At 67.4% G+C, this 24,679-nt stretch carries 20 protein-coding genes; 14 read left to right on the top strand and 6 right to left on the bottom strand.

Annotation, left to right across the window (positions count from 1 at the left end):
• Positions 1-14: 14 nt before the first annotated feature.
• The 6 genes from lpdA to V6X73_RS07385 are packed head-to-tail and all read left to right on the top strand — an operon-like array spanning position 15 to position 11,725.
• A complete protein-coding gene (gene lpdA, locus V6X73_RS07410) occupies positions 15-1,814 on the top strand; it encodes a dihydrolipoyl dehydrogenase (RefSeq protein WP_367959126.1) in 1,800 nt (599 codons plus the stop codon).
• Positions 1,815-1,820: 6 nt separating this feature from the next.
• Entirely contained in the window at positions 1,821-2,846 is a 1,026-nt protein-coding gene (locus tag V6X73_RS07405; RefSeq protein WP_367959127.1) for a 3-oxoacyl-ACP synthase III family protein, read from the top strand.
• Positions 2,843-7,654 carry an NAD-glutamate dehydrogenase gene (locus V6X73_RS07400; protein WP_367959128.1) on the top strand — a complete coding sequence of 1,604 codons (4,812 nt, stop codon included), beginning with the start codon at positions 2,843-2,845 and terminating at the stop codon, positions 7,652-7,654. Before V6X73_RS07405 ends, V6X73_RS07400 begins: the two co-directional genes overlap by 4 nt.
• A complete protein-coding gene (locus V6X73_RS07395) occupies positions 7,651-8,442 on the top strand; it encodes an alpha/beta fold hydrolase (protein WP_367959130.1) in 792 nt (263 codons plus the stop codon). Before V6X73_RS07400 ends, V6X73_RS07395 begins: the two co-directional genes overlap by 4 nt.
• A gap of 17 nt (positions 8,443-8,459) precedes the next feature.
• Positions 8,460-10,751 (top strand): NADP-dependent malic enzyme, encoded by a 2,292-nt coding sequence (locus tag V6X73_RS07390; RefSeq protein WP_367959131.1) that lies wholly within the window; start codon positions 8,460-8,462, stop codon positions 10,749-10,751.
• A complete protein-coding gene (locus V6X73_RS07385) occupies positions 10,748-11,725 on the top strand; it encodes a quinone oxidoreductase family protein (protein ID WP_367959132.1) in 978 nt (325 codons plus the stop codon). Before V6X73_RS07390 ends, V6X73_RS07385 begins: the two co-directional genes overlap by 4 nt.
• Here V6X73_RS07385 and V6X73_RS07380 read toward each other — a convergent pair.
• The 5 genes from V6X73_RS07380 to V6X73_RS07360 all read right to left on the bottom strand — a co-directional run bounded on the left by V6X73_RS07380 (position 11,705) and on the right by V6X73_RS07360 (position 16,592).
• Positions 11,705-12,925 (bottom strand): heme biosynthesis HemY N-terminal domain-containing protein, encoded by a 1,221-nt coding sequence (locus V6X73_RS07380; RefSeq protein WP_367959133.1) that lies wholly within the window; start codon positions 12,923-12,925, stop codon positions 11,705-11,707. The genes V6X73_RS07385 and V6X73_RS07380 overlap by 21 nt on opposite strands.
• Positions 12,925-14,106: a uroporphyrinogen-III C-methyltransferase gene (locus tag V6X73_RS07375; protein WP_367959134.1), complete on the bottom strand. Its 1,182-nt coding sequence runs from the start codon at positions 14,104-14,106 to the stop codon at positions 12,925-12,927. Before V6X73_RS07375 ends, V6X73_RS07380 begins: the two co-directional genes overlap by 1 nt.
• The gene (locus V6X73_RS07370) at positions 14,099-14,854 is read right to left on the bottom strand and encodes a uroporphyrinogen-III synthase (protein ID WP_367959135.1); all 756 of its coding nucleotides are present in this window, start codon (positions 14,852-14,854) and stop codon (positions 14,099-14,101) included. The genes V6X73_RS07375 and V6X73_RS07370 overlap by 8 nt, the downstream gene beginning before the upstream one ends.
• Positions 14,851-15,774, bottom strand: coding sequence for a hydroxymethylbilane synthase (gene hemC / locus V6X73_RS07365; RefSeq protein ID WP_367959136.1), 924 nt, complete (start codon positions 15,772-15,774; stop codon positions 14,851-14,853). Before hemC ends, V6X73_RS07370 begins: the two co-directional genes overlap by 4 nt.
• Positions 15,775-15,857: 83 nt before the next feature.
• Positions 15,858-16,592, bottom strand: a complete 735-nt coding sequence (locus V6X73_RS07360; protein ID WP_367959137.1) for a LytR/AlgR family response regulator transcription factor — start codon at positions 16,590-16,592, stop codon at positions 15,858-15,860.
• 167 nt (positions 16,593-16,759) lie between these two features.
• Here V6X73_RS07360 and argH point away from each other — a divergent pair, with 167 nt between their 5' ends.
• Positions 16,760-18,154 carry an argininosuccinate lyase gene (gene argH, locus V6X73_RS07355; RefSeq protein WP_367959138.1) on the top strand — a complete coding sequence of 465 codons (1,395 nt, stop codon included), beginning with the start codon at positions 16,760-16,762 and terminating at the stop codon, positions 18,152-18,154.
• Here argH and V6X73_RS07350 read toward each other — a convergent pair.
• The gene (locus V6X73_RS07350) at positions 18,151-18,822 is read right to left on the bottom strand and encodes an alpha/beta hydrolase (protein WP_367959139.1); all 672 of its coding nucleotides are present in this window, start codon (positions 18,820-18,822) and stop codon (positions 18,151-18,153) included. The genes argH and V6X73_RS07350 overlap by 4 nt on opposite strands.
• 106 nt (positions 18,823-18,928) lie before the next feature.
• Here V6X73_RS07350 and lptM point away from each other — a divergent pair, with 106 nt between their 5' ends.
• The 7 genes from lptM (at position 18,929) to hslU (ending at position 24,675) form a co-directional block, all read left to right on the top strand.
• On the top strand, positions 18,929-19,042 hold the full coding sequence (gene lptM / locus V6X73_RS07345; protein ID WP_367959140.1) for an LPS translocon maturation chaperone LptM: 114 nt from the start codon (positions 18,929-18,931) through the stop codon (positions 19,040-19,042).
• Positions 19,039-20,280 carry a diaminopimelate decarboxylase gene (lysA, locus tag V6X73_RS07340; RefSeq protein ID WP_367959141.1) on the top strand — a complete coding sequence of 414 codons (1,242 nt, stop codon included), beginning with the start codon at positions 19,039-19,041 and terminating at the stop codon, positions 20,278-20,280. The genes lptM and lysA overlap by 4 nt, the downstream gene beginning before the upstream one ends.
• Positions 20,280-21,119, top strand: a complete 840-nt coding sequence (gene dapF, locus V6X73_RS07335) for a diaminopimelate epimerase (RefSeq protein WP_367959142.1) — start codon at positions 20,280-20,282, stop codon at positions 21,117-21,119. Before lysA ends, dapF begins: the two co-directional genes overlap by 1 nt.
• Positions 21,116-21,826, top strand: a complete 711-nt coding sequence (locus tag V6X73_RS07330; RefSeq protein WP_367959143.1) for a DUF484 family protein — start codon at positions 21,116-21,118, stop codon at positions 21,824-21,826. The genes dapF and V6X73_RS07330 overlap by 4 nt, the downstream gene beginning before the upstream one ends.
• Positions 21,823-22,734: a tyrosine recombinase XerC gene (xerC, locus tag V6X73_RS07325; RefSeq protein WP_367959144.1), complete on the top strand. Its 912-nt coding sequence runs from the start codon at positions 21,823-21,825 to the stop codon at positions 22,732-22,734. The genes V6X73_RS07330 and xerC overlap by 4 nt, the downstream gene beginning before the upstream one ends.
• Before the next feature lie 70 nt (positions 22,735-22,804).
• Positions 22,805-23,356 carry an ATP-dependent protease subunit HslV gene (hslV, locus tag V6X73_RS07320; RefSeq protein WP_367959145.1) on the top strand — a complete coding sequence of 184 codons (552 nt, stop codon included), beginning with the start codon at positions 22,805-22,807 and terminating at the stop codon, positions 23,354-23,356.
• On the top strand, positions 23,353-24,675 hold the full coding sequence (gene hslU / locus V6X73_RS07315) for an ATP-dependent protease ATPase subunit HslU (protein ID WP_367959146.1): 1,323 nt from the start codon (positions 23,353-23,355) through the stop codon (positions 24,673-24,675). The genes hslV and hslU overlap by 4 nt, the downstream gene beginning before the upstream one ends.
• The last annotated feature ends 4 nt before the right edge of the window (positions 24,676-24,679 follow it).

Here is a 24,679-nt window from a genome sequence, read left to right as displayed (position 1 = left end):
GAGGCACGCGGTCGATGACACAAGCCAAGGAAATTCGCGTCCCCGACATTGGCGACTTCGATGCCGTCGAAGTCATCGAGGTGCTGGTCGGCCCCGGCGACAGCATCGAGGCCGAGGCCTCGCTGATCACGCTGGAAAGCGATAAAGCCACCATGGAGGTGCCGGCCCCGTTCGACGGCACCATCGAGTCGGTCAGCATCAATGTCGGCGACAAGGTCTCCGAGGGGGATGTCATCGGCACCGCCGTCCCGGCCGAGGCCGAATCAACCGCCGCGGCCGAGACAGAAGACGTTGAGCCGCAGGCGGCCGAGTCCGCCCCCGCCGAGCCGGCGGCAACACCCGCCGATGCCCCCGATGCAGCTGCCGCCGCCGGCGCCAACGCCAACGCCGCCGCACCCGCCGAAGCCGACTGCGATGTGCTGGTCATCGGCGCCGGCCCCGGTGGCTACAGTGCGGCATTCCGCGCGGCCGACCTGGGACTCAAAACCATGCTCGTCGAGCGTTATCCGAGTCTGGGCGGTGTTTGCCTGAATGTGGGCTGCATCCCCTCCAAGGCGCTGCTCCATGCAGCCAAGGTCATCGACGACGCCGAGTTTTTCGCCGATCACGGCATCGAGTTCGGCAAGCCGAAAATCGATCTGAAAAAACTCGAGGCCTGGAAATCGGACGTGGTGGGCAAGCTCACCGGCGGGCTGCAGGGGCTGGCCAAGCAACGCAAGGTCGAGGTGGTGACCGGTCCGGCGCAGTTCATCGACGACCATCACGTCAGCGTGGATACCGCCGACGGCGAACGCCGCATCAGCTTTCGCAACGGCATCATCGCCGCGGGTTCGCGGCCGATCGCGCCACCGGGGTTCGACCTCGACCATCCGCGCATCATGGATTCCACCAATGCCCTCGAGCTGGAGGAAATCCCCAAGCGTATGCTCGTGGTCGGTGGCGGCATCATTGGCCTCGAGATGGCCTCGGTCTACCACGCCCTGGGCAGCGAGATCACGGTGGTCGAGCTCGCCGACCGGCTCATGGCCGGTGCCGACCCGGACATCGTCAAACCCTTTCGCAAGATCATCGACAAGCGCTACGCCAATATCTACCTCAACACCCGGGTGGCCGGGCTCGAGGCCGATGACACGGGCGTCGAGGTGCAATTCGAAGGGGACAAGGCGCCGTCGAGCGACCGATTCGACCGGGTGCTGGTCTCGGTGGGCCGCCGGCCCAACACCGACCAGCTCAACCTCGAGGCCACCGGCGTCAAACTGCTGGACAACGGCTGCATCGAGGCCGACGAGCAGATGCGCACCCGCGTGCCCCATCTCTTTGCCATTGGTGATCTGATCGGCCAGCCCATGCTGGCCCACAAGGCGGTCCACGAGGGCAAGGTGGCCGCCGAAGTAGCGGCCGGCGAGAAAAGCGCCTTCGACGCCCGGGTCATCCCCTCGGTGGCCTACACCGACCCCGAGGTGGCCTGGGTGGGTGTCACCCAGGAGCAGGCCAAGGCCGAGGGCATGGACGTCGAGGTGGCCAGCTTTCCCTGGGCGGCAAACGGCCGATCGCTCTCGCTGGGCCGGGATGAGGGCATCACCAAGCTGATCTTCGAGCGCAGCAGCGAACGCGTGGTGGGTGCGGGCATTGTCGGCCCCAATGCCGGTGACCTGATCGCCGAGGTGGGGCTGGCTATCGAGATGGGCGCCGACATGCATGACATCGGGCTGACCGTCCATCCGCATCCGACACTCTCCGAGACGGTCGGGATGGCCGCAGAGGCGGCCGCCGGCACGCTGACCGACCTCTATATGCCCAAGAAAAAACCCTGACGCCCCATGGTCCGGCCCGCCACCGTCGTCGCCACCGGTCGCTACCTCCCGGCGCGCCGGGTGGACAACGACGAGCTGCGGGCAAGATTTGCCGGCGGTGACCAGGCCGATGTCATCGACCGGTTCGAGGCCGCCTCGGGCATCCGGCAACGCTACTGGGCCGACCCGGCCGAGAACACCTCGGACCTGGCCGTGGCGGCGGCGCAGCAGGCACTCGAGCGGGCCGGATGGGCCGCCGCCGATCTGGATCTCATCCTGGTGGGCACCGACACACCGGATCGGATCACACCCGCCACCAGCACCATCGTTCAGGGCAAACTCGGGGCCCACCGCGCCGGCACCTTTGATATCGGCTGCGCCTGTGCCTCCTTTCCCACGGCATTGGCCACCGCGGCGGGGTTGATCGCCACCAACCCATCCATCCGGCGCGTACTGGTCATCGGCGCCTATCTGATGCAGCGGCTCGCCGATGCCAACGACCCCATGGTGTTTTTCTACGGTGACGGCGCCGGCGCAGCCTTGCTGGCCCCGGCCGACGGCCCGGGCCTGGTCGCCAGTCACTTCCTCGCCGATGGCCGCTACGCCGATCATTGGGGCATCGCTGCCGGCGGCACCGAAGAGCCGGCCAACCCGGCGGCCCTCGCCGCCGGCCGAACCACGGTGCAGCTCTACAAACGCTATCCGCCAACGCTCAACGAGCAGCAGTGGCCGGCGATGATCGACGCACTGGCCCGACAGGCCGGCGTTGCACCCGCTGCCATCCGCCTGGCGGTATTCACCCAGATCAATGCCGAGAGCATCACCACAGTCTGCGAACAGACCGGCATCCCCGCCGAGCGTGCCCCACGACTGATGGACCGCTATGGCTATACCGGATCGGCCTGTGTGCCGATCGCGCTGGATCATGCGCTGGCATCGGGTTTGACGAAAAGCGGCGAACTGGTGACGCTGATAGGCTCGGGCGTTGGCTACAACATGGCCGGCGTGGCCTTGTATCCAGAAATCATCGACCAGCGGGGGAGCAGAGGATGACCGTCGGGCGCCGCGACGCCATGGATGCCATCCACCAACAGGCCGTCGGTCAGTGGCCGGCGGATCAACAGACACTGATCGGGGCCTTTGTCGATCACTACTACGGCATGGCCAGCGGCGAAGACTTTGCCGAGCGCTCGGCCGCCGATCTGTTCGGCGCCGCCGCTGCCCACTACCGGCTAGGCGAGCGACGCCGCGGCGATACACATCTGCGGGTATACAACCCGGAGGCAAGCCGCGATGGCTGGGCCAGCGGTCATACGGCCATCCAGCTGGTCACCGATGACAGGCCGTTTCTGGTCGACTCGCTGTCGATGGCGGTGAACGAGCAGGGCCTGATGGTCCACCGACTGGTCCACCCGGTGCTCGAGGTGGACCGGCGCCCCGACGGGGCCATCATCGATGTCTGTGACGATGCCTACGCCGCCGGCCGTGCCGAGGCCTGGATCCATCTCGAGGTCGACCGGCAGGCCGAGCCCGGGCAGCTGGCGGCCCTGGAGCAGGCCCTTCGCGCCGCGCTATCGGATGTCAAAGCGGCGGTGGATGACTGGCCGGCTATGGCCGCGGCCGCCGACAAGGCCCGGCAAGACCTGCAAAACCAGCCCCCCGAGGCAATGACAGCTGACCTTGCCGAGGTGGATGCCTTTCTGCAGTGGCTCGTCGATGATCATTTCACCTTCCTCGGCTATCGTTGCTATACGCTGACCCGGCAAGACGACGCGCTCGAGCTTGAGCTCGTGCCCGACACCGGCCTGGGCATCCTGCGGGACGACGAAACAACCCCGCGGCCGTCGCAGAGCTTCACCGCCCTGCCCCCCAGCGAGCGCGAGCAGGCCCTCGCCCCGGATCCGCTCATCCTCACCAAATCCAGCCGCCGGGCCACCGTCCATCGGGCCGGCTACATGGACAGCATCGGCGTGAAGCGCTTTAACGCCGACGGCGAGGTCATCGGCGAACACCGCTTTCTGGGGCTCTACACCTCGGCGGCCTACAGTCGTAACCCCCGGCACATCCCGCTTTTGCGCAAAAAGGTGGGGCGGGTGCTGGATGACGCCAACCTGCGGCCACGAAGCCATGCCGGCAAGGCGCTTTTGCATATCCTCGATACCTACCCGCGGGATGAGCTCTTCCAGATCGACAGCGAGACACTCCGCGACACCGCAATGGGCATCCTGCAACTGCAGGAGCGGCAACGCACCCGGCTTTTTCTACGCCACGACCCCTTTGGCCGCTTTGTCTCCTGCCTGGTCTACACCCCCCGGGATCGTTACGACACCGGTGTGCGCCAGCGCATGCAGGCAATCCTGATGGAGGCATTCGGCGGCGCCCATTCAGAGTTCGGTGTCCAGCTGACCGAGGCGGTGCTCGCGCGCATCCACTTTATCGTCCACTTCAGCGATCACCATCGTGCAACGGTCGATACCGACTGGCTCGAGTCGGCCCTGGCCGCGACCACCCGCATCTGGCGGGATGATCTCGCCGAGGCGTTGCGCAGCCACTTTGGTGAAGCAAGCGGCGCGCGGCTGCAGAGCCGCTATGCCGAGGCCTTCTCCGCCGCCTACCGCGAGGACACCGAGGTGGACGAGGCGGTCGAGGACATCGAACAGATGCAGGCCCTCGAGGCAATGGACGGCCTGGTGGTCCGCCTCTACCGTCCCCCCCAGGCCGGCCCCGGCGAGCTTCGGCTCAAGCTCTATCAGGCCGGCACCGCCATCGCCCTGTCCGAGGTCCTCCCGGTGCTCGAGCACATGGGTGTGCGGGTGATCGACGAACGCCCCTATCTCGCTCAACCCGCCGATGGCGGGCAATGCTGGATCCACGACTTCGGGCTGAGCGCCGACACCGATCTGGCCACGGACACAGCCGATCTGGCCGGGCGTTTCGCGGCGGCCTTCCGGGCGGTCTGGCAGGGCCAGGCCGAGGACGATGGCCTCAACGCGCTGCTCCTCACCGGGCTCGACTGGCGCGAAGTCACGGTCCTGCGCGGCTATGTCCAGTACCTGCGGCAGACGGGCACGCCGTACAGCCAGGCCTACATCGAGGCAACCCTGGCCGCCCACCCGCCGATTGCCACCGGGCTCATCCGGCTGTTCCACCAGCGCTTTGATCCCGCTTCGGCCGACGATTCGGCGGCGGCGGCCACCCGCGAAACCCTGGCCACCCAACTCGATGCCGTCAAAAGCCTGGACGAGGATCGCATCCTGCGCCGGCTCTTCGAGGCGGTGTCCGCCACCCTGCGCACCAATTTCTACCAGCGGGATGCCGACGATCGGCCCAGGCCCTGTCTGGCCCTGAAGCTGCAGCCCGCCGCCATTGGCGAGATGCCCAAACCGGTGCCGGCCTACGAAATCTTTGTCACCGGGCCGCGGGTCGAGGGCGTGCATCTGCGGGGCGGTCGGGTGGCCCGTGGCGGACTGCGGTTTTCGGAACGCCGCGAAGATTACCGCACCGAAGTCCTGGGCCTGATGAAAGCCCAAATGGTCAAAAACGCCCTGATCGTCCCGGTGGGCGCTAAGGGCGGATTCATCGGCAAGCAGCTGCCCGGGCCACGCGAGGCCCGTCAGCAGGCGGTGGCCGAGTGCTATCGGCTTTTCGTCAGCAGCCTGCTGGATATCACCGACAACATCGTCGACGATCAGGTCCAGCCGCCGCCGGCGGTGGTCCGCCAGGACGACGACGACCCCTATCTGGTGGTTGCCGCCGACAAGGGCACTGCCAGTTTCTCGGACATTGCCAACGAGATTGCCGAGGCATACGGCTTCTGGCTTCATGACGCCTTCGCCTCCGGTGGATCGACCGGCTATGACCACAAAGCCATGGGCATCACCGCCCGGGGTGCCTGGGTGGCGGTCCAGCGGCACTTCCGCGAACTGGGCCACGACATCCAGCACGAGCCCTTCAACGCCGTCGGCATCGGCGACATGTCCGGCGATGTCTTTGGCAACGGCATGCTCCAGTCCCGGGCCACCCGGCTTGTTGCCGCCTTCGACCACCGCCATGTCTTCATCGACCCCGACCCGGATGCCGAGGTCAGCTATGCCGAACGGCAGCGCCTGTTCAATCAGCCCGGCTCGACATGGGCCGACTACGACCCGGACCGGATCAGCGACGGTGGCGGGGTGTGGTCGCGCCAGGACAAATCCATCCCCCTGTCCGCGCCGGCGCGCCGGGCGCTCGCCGTCGATGCCCACGAGCTGACCCCGGATGCCCTGATCCGGGCCATCCTCTGCGCGCCGGTGGATCTGCTCTGGAACGGCGGTGTGGGCACCTATATCAAGGCCGCCGACGAGACCCATGCCGAGGTGGGCGACAAGGGCAATGACGCGGTCCGGGTGGATGCCGAATCACTGCGCTGCCGGGTCATCGGCGAGGGCGGCAACCTGGGGGTCACGGCCCTGGGTCGGGTCGCTTTTGCCCTGGCCGGTGGCCGGGTCAACAGCGATGCCATCGACAACTCCGGCGGGGTCGACTGCTCCGACCACGAGGTCAATATCAAGATCCTGCTCAACGGCGTCATGGACGATGGCGAACTGGACGAGGCAGATCGCCGGGAACTGCTTGCCGCCATGACCGAGGATGTGGCCGCCCATGTGCTCGCCAACAACGACGACCAGACCCGGGCGCTCAGCCTCATGGAGGATCATGCCGCCCCCCGGCTCAACGAGCAGGCCCGCTGCATGCGCGTGCTCGAGCGCGCCGGCCAGCTAGAGCGCGCAGTCGAACAGCTCCCCGACGATGAGGGCATCACCGAGCGACAGCAGCGCGGCCTGGGCCTGGCCCGCCCGGAACTCTCCATTTTGCTGGCCTACGTCAAGATCGACACCTATGGTGCGCTGCTGGACGACGAAACGCTTGATGCCGGCGACCACCAGCGGATCCTGCGGCAGTACTTTCCACAGGCCCTCCGCGAGCGCTTTGGCAAACGAATCGACCAGCATCCCCTGCGCCGGGAAATCCTTGCCACCCGACTGGCCAACCATGTGCTCAACCGCATGGGAGCGACCTTTCTGCAACGGGTCACCGAGGCCACCGGCCGCACCGTCCCGGCAGCCGTCACCGCATTTCTGCAGGCCGAGGCGATCTTCGAACTGCCTGCCCTGTGGGACGACATCGATGCCCTGACCGGCCAGGTCAGCGCCGCCCACCAGCGGGTCATGCTCCACGAGCTCTGCGATCTGCACGAACGCACCACCCTCTGGCTGCTGCGCCATCGCCGGCCGGCTACCCGCGAGGCCAATGACACCACAGCGCTGGCGTCGGCGGTGGCGCGGTACCGCCAAGGGCTGGACGGGCTGATCAGTCCGGCCGATCAGGCCCTGATCGATGAACGGTATGCCCGGCAATGCGAAGCCGGGGTGCCGGCGTCGTTGGCCGCGACCATGGCCCGGCTGGTCATGCTCTATCCGGTGCTGGACATCCACGACGCCGCCGCCGAAACCCGGGCAAACCTCGATGAGGCCGCCCGGGTGCATTTTGCCGCCGCCCGGTCCCTGGGCACCGGGGCGTTGATCGATACGGTGACGGCGTTCGAGCCGATGGACGACTGGCAATCGCGATTCCGCAGCGGGCTGCTCGATAGCATCCATGACAGCCGGCGGCAGGTCACCGAAGCCATCCTCAGGCGGACCCCCGAGGCCGACCCCGCCGAGCGGGTCGAGCGCTGGCTTGCCGAGCACCAGACCGCCGCCGAGGCGTTCCGGAGTACCGCCGAACAGGTCACCGGCGCCCTGCAACCCGAACCGGCCATGCTGGCGGTGGCCCTGCAGTCGCTGCAGCAACTCACCCCAACCGAGGCGCATCCGGCATGAGCGAGACCCTCGACCTTGCGTTTCAACACGAGGGCGACGGCCCCCCGGTGATCATGCTCCACGGGCTGTACGGCTCGGGCAACAACTGGCGTGGTGTGACCGGCGAGCTTACCCGGCACTACCACATCATCCGGCCGGATTTGCGCAACCACGGCAGCTCGCCCCACCACCCGGCGATGGACTATCCGAGCATGGCCAAAGATGTTGTGCGGCTCATCGATCGGCTGGCGCTCGAGCGCGTCACCCTGGTCGGCCACAGCATGGGCGGCAAGGTGGCCATGGCGATGGCACAGATCGCCCCGGCGCGCCTCGCCAGGTTGATGGTGGTGGATATCGCGCCGGTCAGCTATGACCACAGCCAGGAGCATGGCCGCCTGATCAAAACCCTCCAGGCGCTGGATTTGAGTGCCATCGACAGCCGACCGGCCGCGGACCGGGCATTGGCGTCGGCCATCCCGCAGCCGGCGATCCGGCAGTTTCTGCTCACCAATCTGCAGCGCGACAAAAACGGCTGGTCATGGCGGATCCCGCTGGCGATACTGGGCGAACAACTGCCGGTCATCCAGTCCTGGCCGGCCGATCTGGATCAACCATGGACCGGGCCCGCCTGCTTTTTGCATGGCGAGGCATCAGGCTATGTGCAGGAGGAGGGCCAGCAGGCCATCGAACGGCTGTTTCCCGACGCCACCCGAGTCGGTCTGCCCGGTGTGGGCCACTGGGTGCACGCCGAGGCACCGGATGCGTTCAAGGATCAGCTTCAATCATTGCTATCCCATAACAATCACTAGCACCCAAGGGAACGACCATGGCAGAGGACTTCAAACAAAGCGCGCTCGAGTACCACCGCCAACCCACCCCCGGCAAGATCGAGGTCGCTCCGACCAAACCCCTGGCCAACCAGCGGGATCTGGCCCTGGCCTACAGCCCGGGCGTGGCCGCCGCCTGCGAGGCGATCGTTGAGGACGAGCGCGAAGCCGCCCGGGTCACCGCCCGGGGCAATCTGGTGGGCGTGATCACCAACGGCACCGCGGTCCTGGGCCTGGGGGCCATCGGCCCGCTGGCCTCCAAGCCGGTCATGGAGGGCAAGGGGGTCCTTTTCAAGAAGTTCGCGGGCATCGACGTCTTTGACATCGAAGTCAACGAGACCGATGCCGATGCCCTGGTCGAGACCATTGCCCGCCTCGAGCCGACCTTTGGCGGGATCAACCTCGAGGACATCAAGGCGCCGGAGTGCTTCGAGGTGGAGGCAAAACTCCGCGAGCGCATGAACATCCCGGTCTTCCACGACGACCAGCACGGTACCGCCATTACCGCGGCGGCGGCCATCTACAACGGTCTGCGACTGGTGGACAAGCGCTTTGAGGACGTCAAGCTGGTGACCTCGGGCGCCGGGGCCTCGGCCATCGCCTGCCTGGATCTGCTGGTGTCGATGGGGCTGCGCCCCGAGAACGTCATCGCCACCGACCGTCAGGGCGTCATCTACCGCGGCCGCAAGGAATACATGGACGACCGCAAGGCGGTCTATGCCGCCGACACCGACGCCCGCGGCCTGGATGAGGCGATCGCCGATGCGGATATCTTTCTTGGCCTGTCGGCGCCGGGGGTATTGACCGCCGATATGGTCAAGCGCATGGCCGACAAGCCCATGATCATGGCGCTGGCCAACCCGACACCCGAGATCTGGCCCGAAGAGGCCCTGGCGGCCCGCCCGGACGCCATCATCTCCACCGGCCGCTCCGACTACCCCAACCAGGTCAACAACGTCCTGTGCTTTCCCTTCATCTTTCGCGGCGCACTGGATGTCGGGGCGACCACCATCAACGACGAGATGAAAAAGGCCTGTGTCCGCGCCATTGCCGATCTGGCCACCATGGAATCATCGGATGTGGTGATCGCCGCCTACGGCGGCAAGCCGCTTTCCTTTGGCCCGGAATACCTCATCCCCAAGCCCTTCGACCCACGGCTGATCACCCGCATCGCGCCCGAGGTGGCGCGTGCGGCCATGGCAAGCGGCGTGGCCACCCGCCCCATCGAAGATTTCACCGCCTACAAGCGGCGCCTGTCCGACTATGTCTTCCAGTCGGGCCTGCTCATGAAGCCTATCTTCGAGCGGGCCAGCCAGGACCCCAAACGGGTGGTCTATGGCGATGGCGAGGACGAGCGCATCCTCCAGGCGGTTCAGTTGGTGGTGGACGATCGCCTGGCAAAGCCGATCATCATCGGCCGCCGTCGGGTGGTGAAGATGCGCATCGAGCGCCTGGGGCTGCGGCTCGAGCTGGACCAGGATGTCGAGCTGGTCGACCCCGAGGACGATCCGCGATTCAAGGAATATTGGCAGCTCTACCACTCCATCATGGAGCGGCGCGGCGTCACACCGGACCGTGCCCGACAGATCGTGCGCACGCGCAACACCGTCATCGCCGCGCTCATGGTCCGGCGGGGCGAGGCCGATGCCATGCTCTCGGGCGCGGTGGGCAAGTATCACCGCCAGCTCGACTACGTCAACGAGGTGCTGGGACGGCGAACCGGGGTGCGCAACCTAACGGCCATGAACGCCATCATCACCCCCAAGGGCACGCTCTTTTTGTGCGACACCTACGTCAACCAGAACCCCAACGCCCACCAGCTGGCAGAGATGACGGTGCTGGCCGCCGACGAGATTCGGCGTTTTGGCATGACCCCCAAGGTGGCGCTGCTGTCGCACAGCAATTTCGGCACCTCGGATGCGCCCGAGGCGGCCAAGATGCGCGAGGCGCTGCAGCTCATCGAAGACCGCGATCCGTCGCTGGCGGTCGAAGGCGAGATGCACGGCGACGCCGCCCTCAACGAGGCAATCCGCAACCGCATCTTCCCCAACTCGCAGCTCGAGGGCGAAGCCAACCTGCTGATCATGCCCACGCTGGATGCGGCCAATATCGCCTTTAACCTGCTCAAGACCGTGACCGATGCGGTCTCTATCGGACCCATTATCCTGGGGATGTCCAAACCGGCCCATATCCTCACCCCATCGGTGACCGTGCGCGGCGTGGTCAACCTGACCGCGTTGGCGGGTGTCGAGGCAGCCATGGCGGCCGGTGACCAGGGAGGTAACCCATGACCGACGCCATTCGCATCCATCAGTTCGGCGGCCCGGAGGTGCTCGGTCTCGAGTCGGTGACGGTGGCCGACCCCGGCCCCGGCGAGGTTCGGCTGCATCACAGTCACATCGGGCTCAACTACATCGATGTCTACTTTCGTACCGGTGTCTATCAGCCGGCGGCCATGCCCTTTACCCCCGGTTTCGAGGCCGCCGGCGAGGTCATCGCCGTGGGCGAGGGCGTGTCGGATGTGGACGTCGGCGATCGGGTGGCCTACGCCGCTCGTCCCCCCGGGGCCTATGCCGAAGAGCGGGTGATCAGCGCCGATAGTCTGGTCAAGCTGCCCGCCGTCATTGGCAATGAGCAGGCCGCCGGGATGATGCTCAAGGGCATGACCGCACACATGCTGCTCAAACGGGTTAATGCCGTGCAGCCGGGGGATGCGGTTCTGGTCCATGCCGCCGCTGGTGGCGTGGGCCTGATCCTCTGCCAGTGGGCCCGTCATCTCGGCGCCACCGTGATTGGCACCGTGGGCAGTGAGGCCAAGGCCGAACTGGCCCGCGCCCACGGCTGCCACCATCCCGTTCTCTACCGTGATGAGGATATCGGCGAGCGTGTCCGCCAGATCACCGGCGGCGAGGGGGTTGCCGTTGCCTATGACTCGGTGGGCGCCGATACGCTGCGCCAGTCCCTGGGCTGTCTGCGGCGCCGTGGCATGCTGGTGAGCTTTGGCCAGTCCTCGGGCAAGCCCCCGGCCATCGAGGTCGGCGAGCTGGCCGCCGGTGGCTCGCTGTTCATGACCCGGCCGACCATGTTCGATTACGTCGGCGAACGTGAGCCGATGCGGGCGGCCGCCGAGGCGTTGTTTGATGTCGTGGCCAAGGGAGTGGTGTCCATCGAGATCGGCCGCCGGTTCGGCCTGGCCCAGGCCGCGGAGGCCCACCGTGCCCTCGAGGCACGGCAGACCACCGGGTCAACCGTTCTGACCGTCTGAGGCGGGGGCCGCCAGCGGCTCGCCGCCATCCATGCCCAGCGCCTGGCGATAGGTTCGCCGGGCGTGTTCCTGTTCGCCAAGGCGCTCGTAGAGATCCGCTAGAAGGCGCAGTGCCGCTGGTTCGCGCCCTCGGGCAACGGCCGCCTCGAGATAGTTGCGCGCCTGGCCCCAGTGCTCGGCGGCCAGGGCCTGTCGGCCGGCGGCCAGCAACAACACCGGATCGTCCGGGCGCTGCTGCAACCACTCGGCGATCGGTTGCAGCGCCTTCTCCGGCGGGTCGGTGCGAAGCTCACCGAACACCTCCACCAACGCCGGCTCCCACCGACGCTTCAACCACCGTCGAAGCCGCTTTTCCGCTGTCGCCGGACAGTCTGCGGCGATCAATGCCCGGGCAAACCGCGCCTGCAGATGCGGATCGCGACGCCGCGACCGGGGCAGGCCCTTCCAGACCCGCTCGAGCGCATCGGCCGAGGTCTCGACACCCAGTTGGGTCAGCTGCCGGTCGAAGGCTCGACGCTCGATGCTGGCCAGGCGGTTTTCGTCGATCGCCTCGCTGCGGCGCAGGTCGGGCAAAAGCTCGATGAGCCGTTGTTCGTCACCCACCGCCTGCAGTGCATCGGTGAGCAGCATCAGCACCCGTGGATTGCCCGGGGCACGCTCGCGCAACCAACCCAGGGTGGCGAGGGCCTCTTCCCACTGACCGGCGTCGACCTGAAGCTGGGCCTTGACCACGTTGACGGCTACCCGGGCGCGGTCGTCCCAAAGGTCGGCATCCGCCAGCCGCTGGTCGCGACGCGTCCAGTCACCCTGACGATGGGCGGCCAGGGCCGCGAGTAGATGATGGACCACCGGCTGCGACGCGGCCTCCGCGGTGGTCTGCAGATGCCGCTCGGCCGCCGCGTAGCGGCCCTCGGCCAGCTCGATGAGCCCATCGACCAGCTCGCGGTTGGCCCGTACCCGGCGATGGCGCTGCCAGCGGCCGCGAACCCTCCCCGGGGCGCGGAAGAGCTTTTGCAAAAGCCCCACCACAAGCCAGATGAGCACACCGGCCACGATCACCGCCAGGGCGGCGACAAACAGACTGGCCTGGACGGTAAGCTCTCCGAGTCGCAGCAGGACAAACCCCTGCCGGGCCTCCAGCCACAACGCACCGGCCACGCTCACGAGCAGCAGCAGGACCAGCAGGATCACGCGTCGCATTACTGACTCACCCCGTCATCCAGTACCGGCGCCAGCAGCGGCCGGATGGCCGGCGGATCGATGGCCACCCGACGCTCGGCAAGGGTGGCGAGGGTCTCACGGGCGGCGATCACCGCTTCGGCACCAGGATCAAAATAGGTGGCCACCCAGGCATCCAGCCGTTCAATGGCGCTTTGATACGCGGCCGTCTCGCCACGTAACGCCGACACCCGGGCCGATTCGATCTGCAGCAGCAGGTTCTGCTCGAGCAGGAACCGGGCATTGGCGTCGGGGAGCGGCTGCACATCGCGGTCGCGGCTGACCACCACCAGCTCGCCGAGGCCCTGTCGCAAACGCTGCCAGGCCCGCTCCAGCCGGCCCTGCCAACCCTCGCTGACGCCGCCATCCTCGCTCGGCCCAGTGTCCTTGGCCTCGACGCGGGTCAGAGCAGAGGCGGCCAGCGGCAGGCGCTCGAGCTGGCCGGCCAACTCGTCCAGGGCTGTATTGATCCGTCGGCGCTGCGGACGCTCGACATCCAGAAGTCGGTCCACCGCCGCGGCGATGGATTCGCGACGGTCCACCCCGGCACCGCCCAGGCCGGCCAGCCGTTGGTCGGCCCGTTCCAGCGCCTCCAGGGCCCCGCCGACATCGTCCATCAGCTCCAGACGCTGAATGGCGAGCTGGGCCAGGTAGGCGGCCTCGGCCAGGCGCCAGTCATCGGCATCGGACTGGGCCCGACGGTAGAGCTGATCCACCCGGTCGATGAGGGTCTCGCGCTCGGACTGGCCATCGGCCAGCCGGTTTTCGATACGCGCCAGGGACTGGAGTCGCGATTCGAGTTGTTCGTTGAGGTTGCTGACCCGCCCAGAGAGTTCGCCCAGCGCGGTGTCGTGACGATCGGCAAGGCGCTCCAGTGCCGACTGGCTGACCATCGCTGCGGTTTGCGCCTGCAACGACTGCACCTGCCAGTACAGGTACCCGACACCGGCAGCCGTCGCAACCAGGGCCACCCACAGCACGGCCAGCCCCCATCCGCGGCGGCGGGCCGGGGCGCTGGCGGTCTCGTCCCCGTCGCCGGTTCGCGATCCCTGGCCAGCGTCGCCCGTGTCGGTGGCCTCATCGGTGGATCCGGTCTCCGCGGTGGCCTCCACCGGTGGCTGATCGGCCGGTTTTGCCTCCGGCTGGTCCTTCTCTTCAGTCATCTTTTTGCCTCTCCAGGGCCTGCTCCAGCGCCGCCAAAAGGGCTGTGTCGTCGGCACCGTCGGCGACCGTTACCGCGACCCACCCGGCCTGGCGGGCAGCCGCGGCCACCCGTTCGCTGACAACAACGAGTGCGGCATCCATTACCCACTCTAGCGCGGCAGGTGTGGCCATCGCGAGCAGCCCCTGCAGACCCGCGACACTGGTCACAACGGCTGCATCCAGTTGCACGGCCAGCCAATCGTCCGGGACATCCAGACGACAAGCCGCCGGCATGCGCCGGTAAACCGCCAGCTCTTCCAGTATGACACCCCGGGCCTGCAATGGCGCCTGCAGCCGACGTCGCCCCCCCTCGCCGCGGATGATCAACACCCGCTGCCCCGGGGCAGGATCAAACGCCGGCTCGGCGAGCAGTGCCTCGGCGCCCCCGCCGCGGGTTGGCGCCACCGTCACGGTGACCCCGGCCTGGTTCAACGCCGACGCCGTGCCCGGACCAACCGCCGCCACTGCCCCTGCTACCAGCCCCGAGCCGGCCAGTGCGGGCAACCCGTAGCGAACGGCATTGGGACTGATGAACACCACCCAGTCAGGCTTTCGCGTTGGCGGCGCCTGGACCGGCAGCGGTTCAATAGCCAGTGTCGGTCGCTGCAACACCAAAGCCCCGCGCGAGGCCAGCATCCGGCCGAGTGCCGCCGCCTGACCGGCGGGGCGGGTCAGCAGGATACGGGCATCCACCAGACCCCGACTCAATGGACCTCGGCCAGGATGTCGCCGGCCCCCTGGGCCAGTAGGTCGGCGGCAAGGCGATCACCCAGCGCCGGTCCCTCATCGCGGGGCGCCCGCCCCTCGGCCCGCAACACGCGGCGGCCGTCGCGACTGGCGACCAGGGCCCGCAACCACAGGGCATCCCCCTCCAGCACCGCATAGGCGGCCAGCGGCACATGACAACTGCCCTCGAGCCGGGCATTCACCGCGCGCTCGGCCGCCACCCGATCATGGGTGTCGGCGTCATCCAGCGTGGCAATGAGCCGCTGTACCTCCGCATCCCCCGCCCGGCACTCGATGCCCAGCGCGCCCTGGCCCACCGCCGGCAGGCTGTCTTCGGGCGGCATCACCCGGGTGATGCGATCGCCCATCCCCAGACGTCGCAGCCCCGAAGCCGCCAGCACAATGGCGTCAAACTCACCACGATCGAGCTTTGCCAGCCGTGTCTGCACATTGCCGCGGAGCGACTCGACGATCAGATCCGGGCGACGGGCGCGCAGCTGACATTCGCGACGCAGGCTTGCCGTGCCCACCCGGGCGCCTTCGGGGAGCTCGCGGACATCGCCGTAGCGGGCCGAGACAAAGGCATCACAGGGGTCTTCGCGGTCGAGGATGACCGGCAGGCGGAAGGCCTCGGGCACCCGGGCGGGCACATCCTTCATGGAGTGCACGGCGATATCCGCCCGGCCTTCGAGCATGCCCTCCTCGAGCGCCTTGACGAACAACGCCTTACCCCCGACGGCCATCAGTGGCCGATCGGTGATCTCGTCTCCCCGGGTGGACATGCGCACCAGCTGGATATCGAGGCCCGGGTGCCGGTCCTGCAAACGTCGGGCCACATGTTCGGCCTGCCAGACAGCAAGCGGGCTTCGACGGGTGGCAATACGTAGTGGTTCAGGCGGCATGGTCGGGCGTGTTCTTCGATGGCGGTCACGGACCGGGTAATGATGGCCGCAACCATACCGCCTGCGGCGTTGGAGAGAAAATATCAGGCGCTTCCGGCCTGCTTGAGCCAGCGCCGGACCTGCGGCAGCCGGCGCCGACTCACCGGGACGCGGTCGTCGCAGCCATCGATGAGCGCATGGGTGCGACCATCCCAGTCCTTTTCCAGCCCCCGCAGGGCGTCCCGCGCCACCAGGGCGCTGCGGTGGACACGCAGAAAACGTGGCTCGAACTCTTCTTCGAGCTGGCAGAGCGATTCCTCGATCAGGTCTTCGCCGTCGTCGTGCTGGACCGTGACGTATTTGTGTTCGGCCTTGAGGTAGCGGACCCCATCGACCGGGATGAGGTTGAGTCCGCCAGGCCGACGCGCCAGCAGATGTCGGCGGCCACCGCGCTCGAGCATTGACTGGATGGCATGGGCCTGACCGGTGGTCAATGGCCGCGCCCGGTGCAACGCCGTAACCAGCCGCTGGGGCGAGACGTTATCGAGCACGTATTCCATGCCGATGGTCTCGAGCGTGGGGCGTACGGGATCGTCAAAACCGCTCGCAAGCACGATGGCGGGCCCGGGCTGGCACTGGCCAAGCGCCAGAACGGCCTGCAGGTCCCGCTCGTCACGAATGCCGATGACCACGGCATCGGCGTGATCCACGCGATGGCGATCCACCGCATCGGCGGTCGACTCGAGCACGCCGTTGATCGAGCAATCACGCCCCTTGGCGGCAAGACGGGCGAGTCGCTGACGCAGTGACCGGTTCTCACATGCAATAACGATCTTCATCGGTCTGCCTCCTTGATGTCGTGGAAAAGCGCCGGCGGCCGAGTCCGTTCGGCGCAGGCGAAAGGATGCGCCGACCGGCGTCGGAAATCCGCCAACCGGTTCACAACCGACGAACGACGGCGGGGGGCTGGTATACTCACGCTACCGATATCGAGCACGGATCCAGCATGGCCAAGGCAGACAAAAACACCCTCTGGAGCGGCCGCTTCAGCGAGGCCACCGACGCCTTCGTGGCGCAGTTCAGCGCCTCGGAGCATTTCGACCGACGGCTGTATCGCGAAGACATTCGCGGCTCTAAGGCTCACGCCCGGATGCTGGCCCACCAGGGGGTGATCAGCCAGGACGACGCCGACGCCATCCTCGAGGGCCTGGATGCCATTGCCGCCGAGATCGAGGCCGGCGAATTCCCCTGGGATCCGGCACTGGAAGATGTCCACATGAACATCGAGGCGCGCCTGACCGAGCGCATCGGCGAAGCGGGCAAGCGGCTGCACACCGGCCGCTCGCGCAACGACCAGATCGCCACCGACATCCGGCTCTGGTTGCGCACGGCGACCGACGAGAGCATCGGGCTGTTGCGACGCTTCCAGGCGGGGCTGGTGGATCTGGCCGAGCGCGAGGTGGATACCATCATCCCGGGCTTTACCCATCTGCAGGTCGCCCAGCCGGTGAGTTTTGGCCACCACATGATGGCCTGGTACGAAATGCTGACCCGCGACGAGGCGCGTCTGGCCGATGCCCGTGTCCGGCTCAACCAGATGCCGCTGGGCTCGGCGGCCCTTGCCGGGACTACCTTTAACATCGACCGGGGGATGACCTGCGAAGCGCTGGCGTTCGACGCCCCGACCCGCAACTCGCTGGACGCCGTCTCGGACCGGGACTTCGCTATCGAGTTCGCCTCGACAGCGGCGCTGGTGATGACCCACCTCTCGCGAATGGCCGAAGAACTGGTGCTCTGGGCCTCGCCGCTGACCGGCTTCATCGAACTCCCCGACCGGTTTTGTACCGGCAGCTCGATCATGCCGCAGAAGAAAAACCCCGACGTGGCCGAGCTGGTGCGCGGCAAAAGCGCGCGGGTCCACGGGGCGCTGCATACCCTGCTCACCCTCATGAAGGGCCAGGCCCTGGCCTACAACCGGGACAACCAGGAAGACAAGGAACCGCTGTTCGACGCCGCCGATGCCCTGCGCGACAGCCTGCGGGCGTTTGCCGACATGGTGCCGGCCATGACGGTCAACCGCGACCGCACAAGGGCCGCCGCCCGCGAAGGGTTCGCCACCGCCACGGATCTGGCCGACTACCTGGTGCGCAAGGGTGTGGCCTTTCGGGATGCCCATGCCATCGTCGGCCAGGCCGTGGCCGCGGGTGTGGCCAGCGGGCGCGATCTGGCCGACATGCCGCTTGCCGAGCTCCAGGGCTTTTCGGCCTTGATCGAGGCCGACGTCTACGAGGTGCTCACCCTCGAGGGCTCGGTGGCCGCCCGGGATCATTTCGGGGGCACCGCCCCGGCACAGGTCCGGGCCCGCATCGCCGAGGCCCGGGCACGCCTTGCCGAGGACTAGAGCGCCAGCACCTGGTAGAGCCAGGCACTGATATCGCCGATCTCCTCGGCACAGACCTGATGGGCCATGGGATAGGTCTGCCACTGGACCTGGTGGCCGAGCCCCACCAGCGCATCCCGCGCGGCCTCACCCAGGCTGATATCCAGCACCGGGTCCTGGTCGCCATGGGCGAGAAAAACCGGCGTCCCCCGATTGGCGGCGGCCCGCGCCTGAGAAAGATGGTCCTGCAACGGCAGGTAGGTGGATAACCCCATGATCCCGGCCAGCCCATCGGCATAGCGCAACCCCGCATGCAGCGCCAGGGCCCCGCCCTGCGAGAATCCGGCAAGCACCAGCCGCTGGGCAGGCACGCCCCGCTCGCGCTCGCGGGCGATCAAAGCCTCGATCCATCCGGCAGCCCGGTCCAGTCCCTGCTCGTCCGCCGGCGTCCCGGGACCGAGGCCGTAGATGTCATACCAGGCCGGCATGGGCATACCGCCGTTCAAGGTCACCGGCTGGGTGGGTGCGTGGGGAAAGACAAACCGCACCGCCGCCTCCGCCGGCAACCCGAGCTCGGGGACAATGGGTTCGAAGTCATGACCACTGGCACCCAGCCCGTGCAGCCAGATCACGCTGGCCTGGGCCGAGGCCGGTCCAATCTCGACGGTCTCGAGCGTCTCCACGATCATTCCCCGGATGGCTTGCAGGACGCACTAGCCTAGCGCAGGGTGGAAGGGCCGAAAATGCCGGCCTGACCCGTTATACTTGGCACCAAACCAATCATCGGCCTGCCCTATGCTGAAAACCCTTGCCCTGATGGCCCTCGTCATCTGCCTCGCCGGCTGCGGCGTCAAAGGTGATCTCTACCCGCCGCCGGCGGACGAGCCGGCCGCGGAAGCGACGCCATGAGCCTGAGCCGCCGCAACGACGAGCTGTGGATCGAGGGCTGCAATGCCAGGGCGCTGGCCGATGGCCATGGCACACCGCTTTATGTCTACTCCCGGGCCGCCATCGAGTCGGCGTGGCGGGCCTACGACCAGGCCTTCGCCGCCCATCCGCACTTGATCTGCTACGCGGTCAAGGCCAACGGCAGCCTGGCCATCCTGCAGCTGCTCGCCCGCCTTGGCAGCGGTTTCGACATTGTCTCGGGGGGCGAGCTCGCCCGGGTGATGAAAGCCGGAGGCGACCCGGCGCGGGTGGTGTTCTCGGGCGTGGGCAAACGCGACGAAGAAATCGAACAGGCGCTCGAGGCCGGCATCCTTGCATTCAATGTGGAATCCGAGCCGGAACTCGAGCGCATCGCCCGTATTGCCAGCGCCCGGGGCGAGCGGGCGCGGATATCGCTGCGGGTCAACCCGGATGTCGACGCCCGGACTCACCCGTATATCTCGACCGGGATGAAAGAAAACAAGTTCGGCATCGATATCCACGCCGCCGAGGCGCTCTACCACCGGGCCGCGGCTATGGCCGGCATCGAGGTAACCGGGCTGGATTTCCACATCGGCTCGCAGCTCACCGAGCTGGACCCCCTGGCCGACGCCCTGTCCCGCAGTCTGGCCCTGGTGGATCGGCTCGAGGCCGCCGGGATCACGCTCGAGCATCTGGATATCGGCGGCGGGCTGGGCATCCGCTACCGCGACGAGGCCCCGCCGACACCGGCGGCACTGGCCGAGCGGCTTGGCCCGTTGCTCGAGGGACGCCCCCAGACACTGCTCATGGAGCCCGGCCGGGCCCTGGTGGGCGAGGCCGGCGTGCTGCTGACCCGGGTGGAATACCTCAAAAGCGGCCACCGCGAGTTTGCCGTGGTGGATGCGGCCATGAACGACCTCATGCGTCCTGCCCTCTACCAGGCCTGGCAGCGGATCGAGACCGTGGCGCCGGAAGCGGTCCCCGCCCGGGCCTACGACATCGTCGGGCCGGTTTGCGAGACCGCTGACACGCTGGGTGCCGAGCGCTCGCTCGCGCTCCGGCCCGGCAGCGTGCTGGCCATCCACGGCGCCGGCGCCTACGGCTTCGCCATGGCCTCGCAGTACAACGCTCGGCCCCGGCCGGCAGAAATCCTGGTGGACGGCGACACCGCCCATGTCATCCGCCAGCGGGAGTCCTTCGAGGATCTGTGGCGGGGCGAGACGCTGCTGGAGCGCTGATGGGACTGCCGTTTACCAAGATGCAGGGGCTTGGCAACGACTTTGTGGTGCTCGATGGCATCACCCGGCCCCTGGACGTGGACGCGTCGCTGGTCCGGGCGCTGGCGGACCGGCGCCACGGCGTTGGCTGCGACCAGGTCTTGCTCGTCGAGCCGAGCACCCGGCCCGGGGCCGACTACCGGTATCGCATTTGGAATGCCGATGGCGGCGAAGTCGAGCACTGCGGCAATGGCGTTCGCTGTGCCGCCCGGCTGCTGCACCACAAAGGGCTGATCGACGGCGCGGTGGTCTGCTTTGAAACCGCCGGGGGGCTGGCCCGGGTCGAGCTGCTGGCCCCCCCGCGGGTTGCCGTGGACATGGGCCCGGCAGTGCTCGAACCCGCGCGGATCCCCTTCGATGCACCGGCCAGGGCGCCGCTCTATCCGCTCGAGGTTGCCGGCAGCGATTACGCCATCGGCGCCGCCTCCATGGGCAACCCCCACGCCGTCCTGCCGGTGACGGATCTGGACAACGCACCGGTGGCCCGTCTGGGACCGGCCATCGAGGCCCATCCCCGTTTTCCGGCCCGTTGCAACGCCGGCTTCATGCAGATCATCGACCGCGGCCATATCCGTCTGCGGGTCTACGAGCGGGGCGTGGGAGAGACGCCCGCCTGCGGAACCGGCGCCTGCGCGGCGGTGGTGGTCGGGGTGGTGAACGACTGGCTGGACCACCGGGTGCGGGTTGACCTGCCCGGCGGTGAGCTGGTGATAGACTGGGAAGGCGAGGGTCAATCGGTCATGATGACCGGGCCCGCCGAACGGGTTTTCGAAGGCAGCTACCTAACGGACAAGGCATGAGCAGACAAACCCCGGAATCCGCCCCCGACACCCCGGCGACCGACGAGCAACAGGTCCTGGACTATCTGCGGGCGAATCCGGCGCTACTGCGCCAGCACCGCGACCTCCTGGCCGAGCTCGACATCCCCCATGACGCCGGCGAAGGCACCACCTCGCTGATCGAATACCAGGTGGCGGTGCTGCGCGAAGAAACCCGCGATCTGTCGCAGCGACTCGAGGCGTTGCTGACGGTGGCCCGCGACAATGACCGGCTGGCCGATCAGCTGCACCGCTTTACCCTCGAGCTGCTGGCCGCCGAAGACCTGGAACATGTCCTGGTCGCACTGCGAGACGGGTTGCGCCAGGAGTTCCGCGCCGACGTGGTGCAGGTGATCCTCATCACCGATGAGTCCCTCGCCGCCGGGGTTCCCACACTGGCCCTGGACGACCCGCGCAGCGAACAGCTCGAAGCGCATTTCCCCGGCGATGCACCGGTGCTGGGCAACCTCGACGATACCCTGATGACGTTGGTCTTTGACGACCAGGCCGACGACCTTGCCTCGGCGGCGATCATCCCCATGGAGGAGGCACCGCTGCGCGGCTTTCTGGCCATTGGCAGTCGCGACGCCGACCGCTACCAGGAGGACCAGGGCACGGTCTTTCTGGGTCAACTCGGGGCACTGGCAGCGCGCATCCTGCGACGCTCGCTGGCGGGGACACGAGCTTGAGCGAAGGCCCGCTGGCCGACGCCATCGACGCCTATATGGCCCACTTGCGCGACGAGCGTCGCCTCTCGGATCTCACCTGCGATCATTATCGCCGCGATCTTCAGGCGCTGGCGGGCTATCTGGCAACCCGGTCCATCAGCGACTGGGGCCGGGTCGGGGCCGATGATATCCGGCAATGGATCGCCAGCGCCCATCGCCAGGGCCTGGGCCCGCGCTCGCTGCAGCGCCGGCTTTCATCGGTCCGCGGGCTCTATCGCTACCTTCAGCGTGAAGGGCGGGTCGCCCATGACCCCGCAGCCGATATCCGCGCCCCCCGGCAACACCGGCGGCTGCCCAGGAGCCTGGATGTGGATGCCACCGCCCGGCTTCTGGACCCGCCCGCCAGCGGCGGCGATGACCCCCTGGCCGTGCGGGATCGGGCGATCTTCGAACTGGTCTACGGCGCCGGGCTGCGGCTGGCCGAGGTGGCCGCACTGGATGCAACCGAGGTTGCCCGTGACCCGGACGCGCTGCGGGTCGTCGGCAAAGGCGCCCGCACCCGGGTGGTGCCGGTGGGCAAAGGCGCCCGCCGGGCCTTGGCCGCGTGGTTGGCGGCTCGGGGGGCGCTGGCCGATCCCCGGGAACCGGCCCTTTTTGTCAGCCGCCGGGGCAAGCGGCTGTCCCATCGCAGCATCCAGCGACGGCTCGGCGAACTGGCCCGTCGCCAGGGGCTCGATCAACCCGTTCACCCGCATATGCTGCGCCACGCCTTTGCCACGCATATCCTCGAATCCAGCGGTGATCTGCGGGCCGTCCAGGAGCTGCTTGGCCATGCCGATATCAGCACCACACAGATCTACACCCATCTCGACTTCCAGCACCTGGCCGACGTCTACGATCGTGCCCATCCCCGGGCCCGCCGGAAATAACTCGCTCCCCCTTTGCCTGCGTTAGAATGACGCCGGCGCAATTTCATCGCACAACGCGCGGAGACAACCATTGCAGCAGTTTGATGGCACAACGATTCTCGCCGTCCGCCGCGGCGGTCAGGTGGCGCTGGGGGGTGACGGACAGGTGACCCTGGGCGATACGGTCATGAAGGGCAATGCCCGCAAGGTCCGCCGCCTGTTCCATGATCGGGTGCTGGCCGGCTTTGCCGGCGGGACCGCCGATGCCTTCACCCTGTTCGAGCGCTTCGAAGGCCAGCTCGAGCGCCACAACGGCCAGCTCACCCGGGCGGCCGTCGAAATGGCCAAGGACTGGCGCTCGGACCGCGCGTTGCGTCGCCTTGAAGCCCTGTTGATGGTGGCCAATGCCGAAACCCTGCTGATGCTCTCGGGCAACGGCGATGTGGTCGAACCCGAACGCGAGCTCATGGCCATCGGCTCGGGCTCGGGCTATGCCCAGGCCGCCGCCCAGGCCCTGTGCGCCGAAACCGAACTGAGCGCCGAGGCGATTGTCGAGAAGTCGCTGGGGATCGCCGCCGATATCTGCATCTACACCAACCATCACCTCACCATCGAGACCCTTGGCGAAGGGGGAGCGGAATGAGCGAAATGACGCCGCGCGAAATCGTCCAGGAGCTGGACAAGCACATTGTTGGCCAGGCCGAAGCCAAGCGCGCCGTCGCCAATGCCCTGCGCAACCGCTGGCGACGCCAGCAGGTCGAGCCGCCGCTGCGTGGCGAGATCACGCCCAAGAACATCCTCATGATCGGCCCCACCGGGGTGGGCAAAACCGAAATCGCCCGCCGGCTGGCGCGGCTTGCCAATGCGCCGTTCATCAAGATCGAGGCCACCAAGTTTACCGAAGTCGGCTATGTCGGCCGGGACGTGGAATCGGTGATCCGCGACCTGACCGACAACGCCCTGAAAATGATCCGTGAGCAGGCCATGGCCCGCCAGGCGAGCCGTGCCGAAGACGCCGCCGAAGACCGGATCCTCGACGTCCTGCTGCCCCAGGCTCGGGACGGCGAGGTCGACAGCAGCGTCGAGAGCACCCGGCAGAAGATGCGCAAAAAGCTTCGCGAGGGCGAGCTCGACGACAAAGAAATCGAAATCGAGGTCCGCGGCCAGCAGCCGGGCATGGAGTTCATGACACCGCCGGGCATGGAGCAGCTCGCCAGCCAGCTGCAGGGCATGTTCCAGAACCTGGGCGGACAGCGCAGCGAGCGTCAGCGCATGCGCATCAGTGAGGCCTGGCGGGTGCTGCGCGACGAAGAGGCCGCCAAGCTCGTCAACGAAGAAGAAATCAAGCAACAGGCCATCGAAGCGGTCGAGCAGAGTGGCATCGTTTTCGTCGATGAAATCGACAAGGTGGCCAAGCGGGCCGAGCAGGGCAGCGGCGGGGATATCTCCCGCGAGGGGGTCCAGCGGGATCTGCTGCCGCTGGTTGAGGGGACCACCGTCTCGACCCGGCACGGGATGGTCAACACCGACCATATCCTTTTCATTGCCTCGGGGGCGTTTCATCTATCCAAGCCCTCGGATCTCATCCCCGAGCTCCAGGGCCGGCTGCCCATCCGCGTCGAACTCAACGCACTGGCCGTCGAGGACTTCGTGCGCATCCTCACCGAGCCCGATGCCTCGCTGGTGCGTCAGTACCAGGCGCTGCTGCAGACTGAGGGGGTGACCCTGTCGTTCACCGCCGATGGCATCGAGCGCATCGCCGGTATGGCCTGGGAGGTCAATGAGCGGACCGAGAACATCGGTGCCCGCCGGCTGCATACCATCCTCGAGCGGCTACTCGAAGAGATCTCCCATACCGCACCGGATCATGCCGGTGGCGAGATCCGCATCGACGCCGACTACGTGACAAGCCGGCTGTCGGATCTCACCGAGAACGACGATCTGAGCCGTTACATCCTCTAGGAGC

Origin of the sequence: Spiribacter pallidus (genome assembly GCF_040838495.1) — a bacterium.
Classification (GTDB): Bacteria; Pseudomonadota; Gammaproteobacteria; order Nitrococcales; family Nitrococcaceae; genus Spiribacter; species Spiribacter pallidus.
Note: the sequence above shows the minus strand (reverse complement) of the source record. Positions and strands in the feature narration are given on the sequence as shown.

Bases quoted from the DNA above. Each gene is read 5' to 3' on its own strand.
- hslU (WP_367959146.1), top strand. From the start codon at position 23,353: ATGAGCGAAATGACGCCGCGCGAAATCGTCCAGGAGCTGGACAAGCAC.
- V6X73_RS07385 (WP_367959132.1), top strand. From the start codon at position 10,748: ATGACCGACGCCATTCGCATCCATCAGTTCGGCGGCCCGGAGGTGCTC.
- V6X73_RS07405 (WP_367959127.1), top strand. From the start codon at position 1,821: ATGGTCCGGCCCGCCACCGTCGTCGCCACCGGTCGCTACCTCCCGGCG.
- V6X73_RS07330 (WP_367959143.1), top strand. From the start codon at position 21,116: ATGAGCAGACAAACCCCGGAATCCGCCCCCGACACCCCGGCGACCGAC.
- V6X73_RS07395 (WP_367959130.1), top strand. From the start codon at position 7,651: ATGAGCGAGACCCTCGACCTTGCGTTTCAACACGAGGGCGACGGCCCC.
- V6X73_RS07350 (WP_367959139.1), bottom strand. From the start codon at position 18,822: ATGATCGTGGAGACGCTCGAGACCGTCGAGATTGGACCGGCCTCGGCC.
- lysA (WP_367959141.1), top strand. From the start codon at position 19,039: ATGAGCCTGAGCCGCCGCAACGACGAGCTGTGGATCGAGGGCTGCAAT.
- lptM (WP_367959140.1), top strand. From the start codon at position 18,929: ATGCTGAAAACCCTTGCCCTGATGGCCCTCGTCATCTGCCTCGCCGGC.
- argH (WP_367959138.1), top strand. From the start codon at position 16,760: ATGGCCAAGGCAGACAAAAACACCCTCTGGAGCGGCCGCTTCAGCGAG.
- V6X73_RS07360 (WP_367959137.1), bottom strand. From the start codon at position 16,592: ATGAAGATCGTTATTGCATGTGAGAACCGGTCACTGCGTCAGCGACTC.
- lpdA (WP_367959126.1), top strand. From the start codon at position 15: ATGACACAAGCCAAGGAAATTCGCGTCCCCGACATTGGCGACTTCGAT.
- V6X73_RS07375 (WP_367959134.1), bottom strand. From the start codon at position 14,106: ATGACTGAAGAGAAGGACCAGCCGGAGGCAAAACCGGCCGATCAGCCA.
- hemC (WP_367959136.1), bottom strand. From the start codon at position 15,774: ATGCCGCCTGAACCACTACGTATTGCCACCCGTCGAAGCCCGCTTGCT.
- V6X73_RS07390 (WP_367959131.1), top strand. From the start codon at position 8,460: ATGGCAGAGGACTTCAAACAAAGCGCGCTCGAGTACCACCGCCAACCC.
- dapF (WP_367959142.1), top strand. From the start codon at position 20,280: ATGGGACTGCCGTTTACCAAGATGCAGGGGCTTGGCAACGACTTTGTG.
- V6X73_RS07380 (WP_367959133.1), bottom strand. From the start codon at position 12,925: ATGCGACGCGTGATCCTGCTGGTCCTGCTGCTGCTCGTGAGCGTGGCC.
- V6X73_RS07400 (WP_367959128.1), top strand. From the start codon at position 2,843: ATGACCGTCGGGCGCCGCGACGCCATGGATGCCATCCACCAACAGGCC.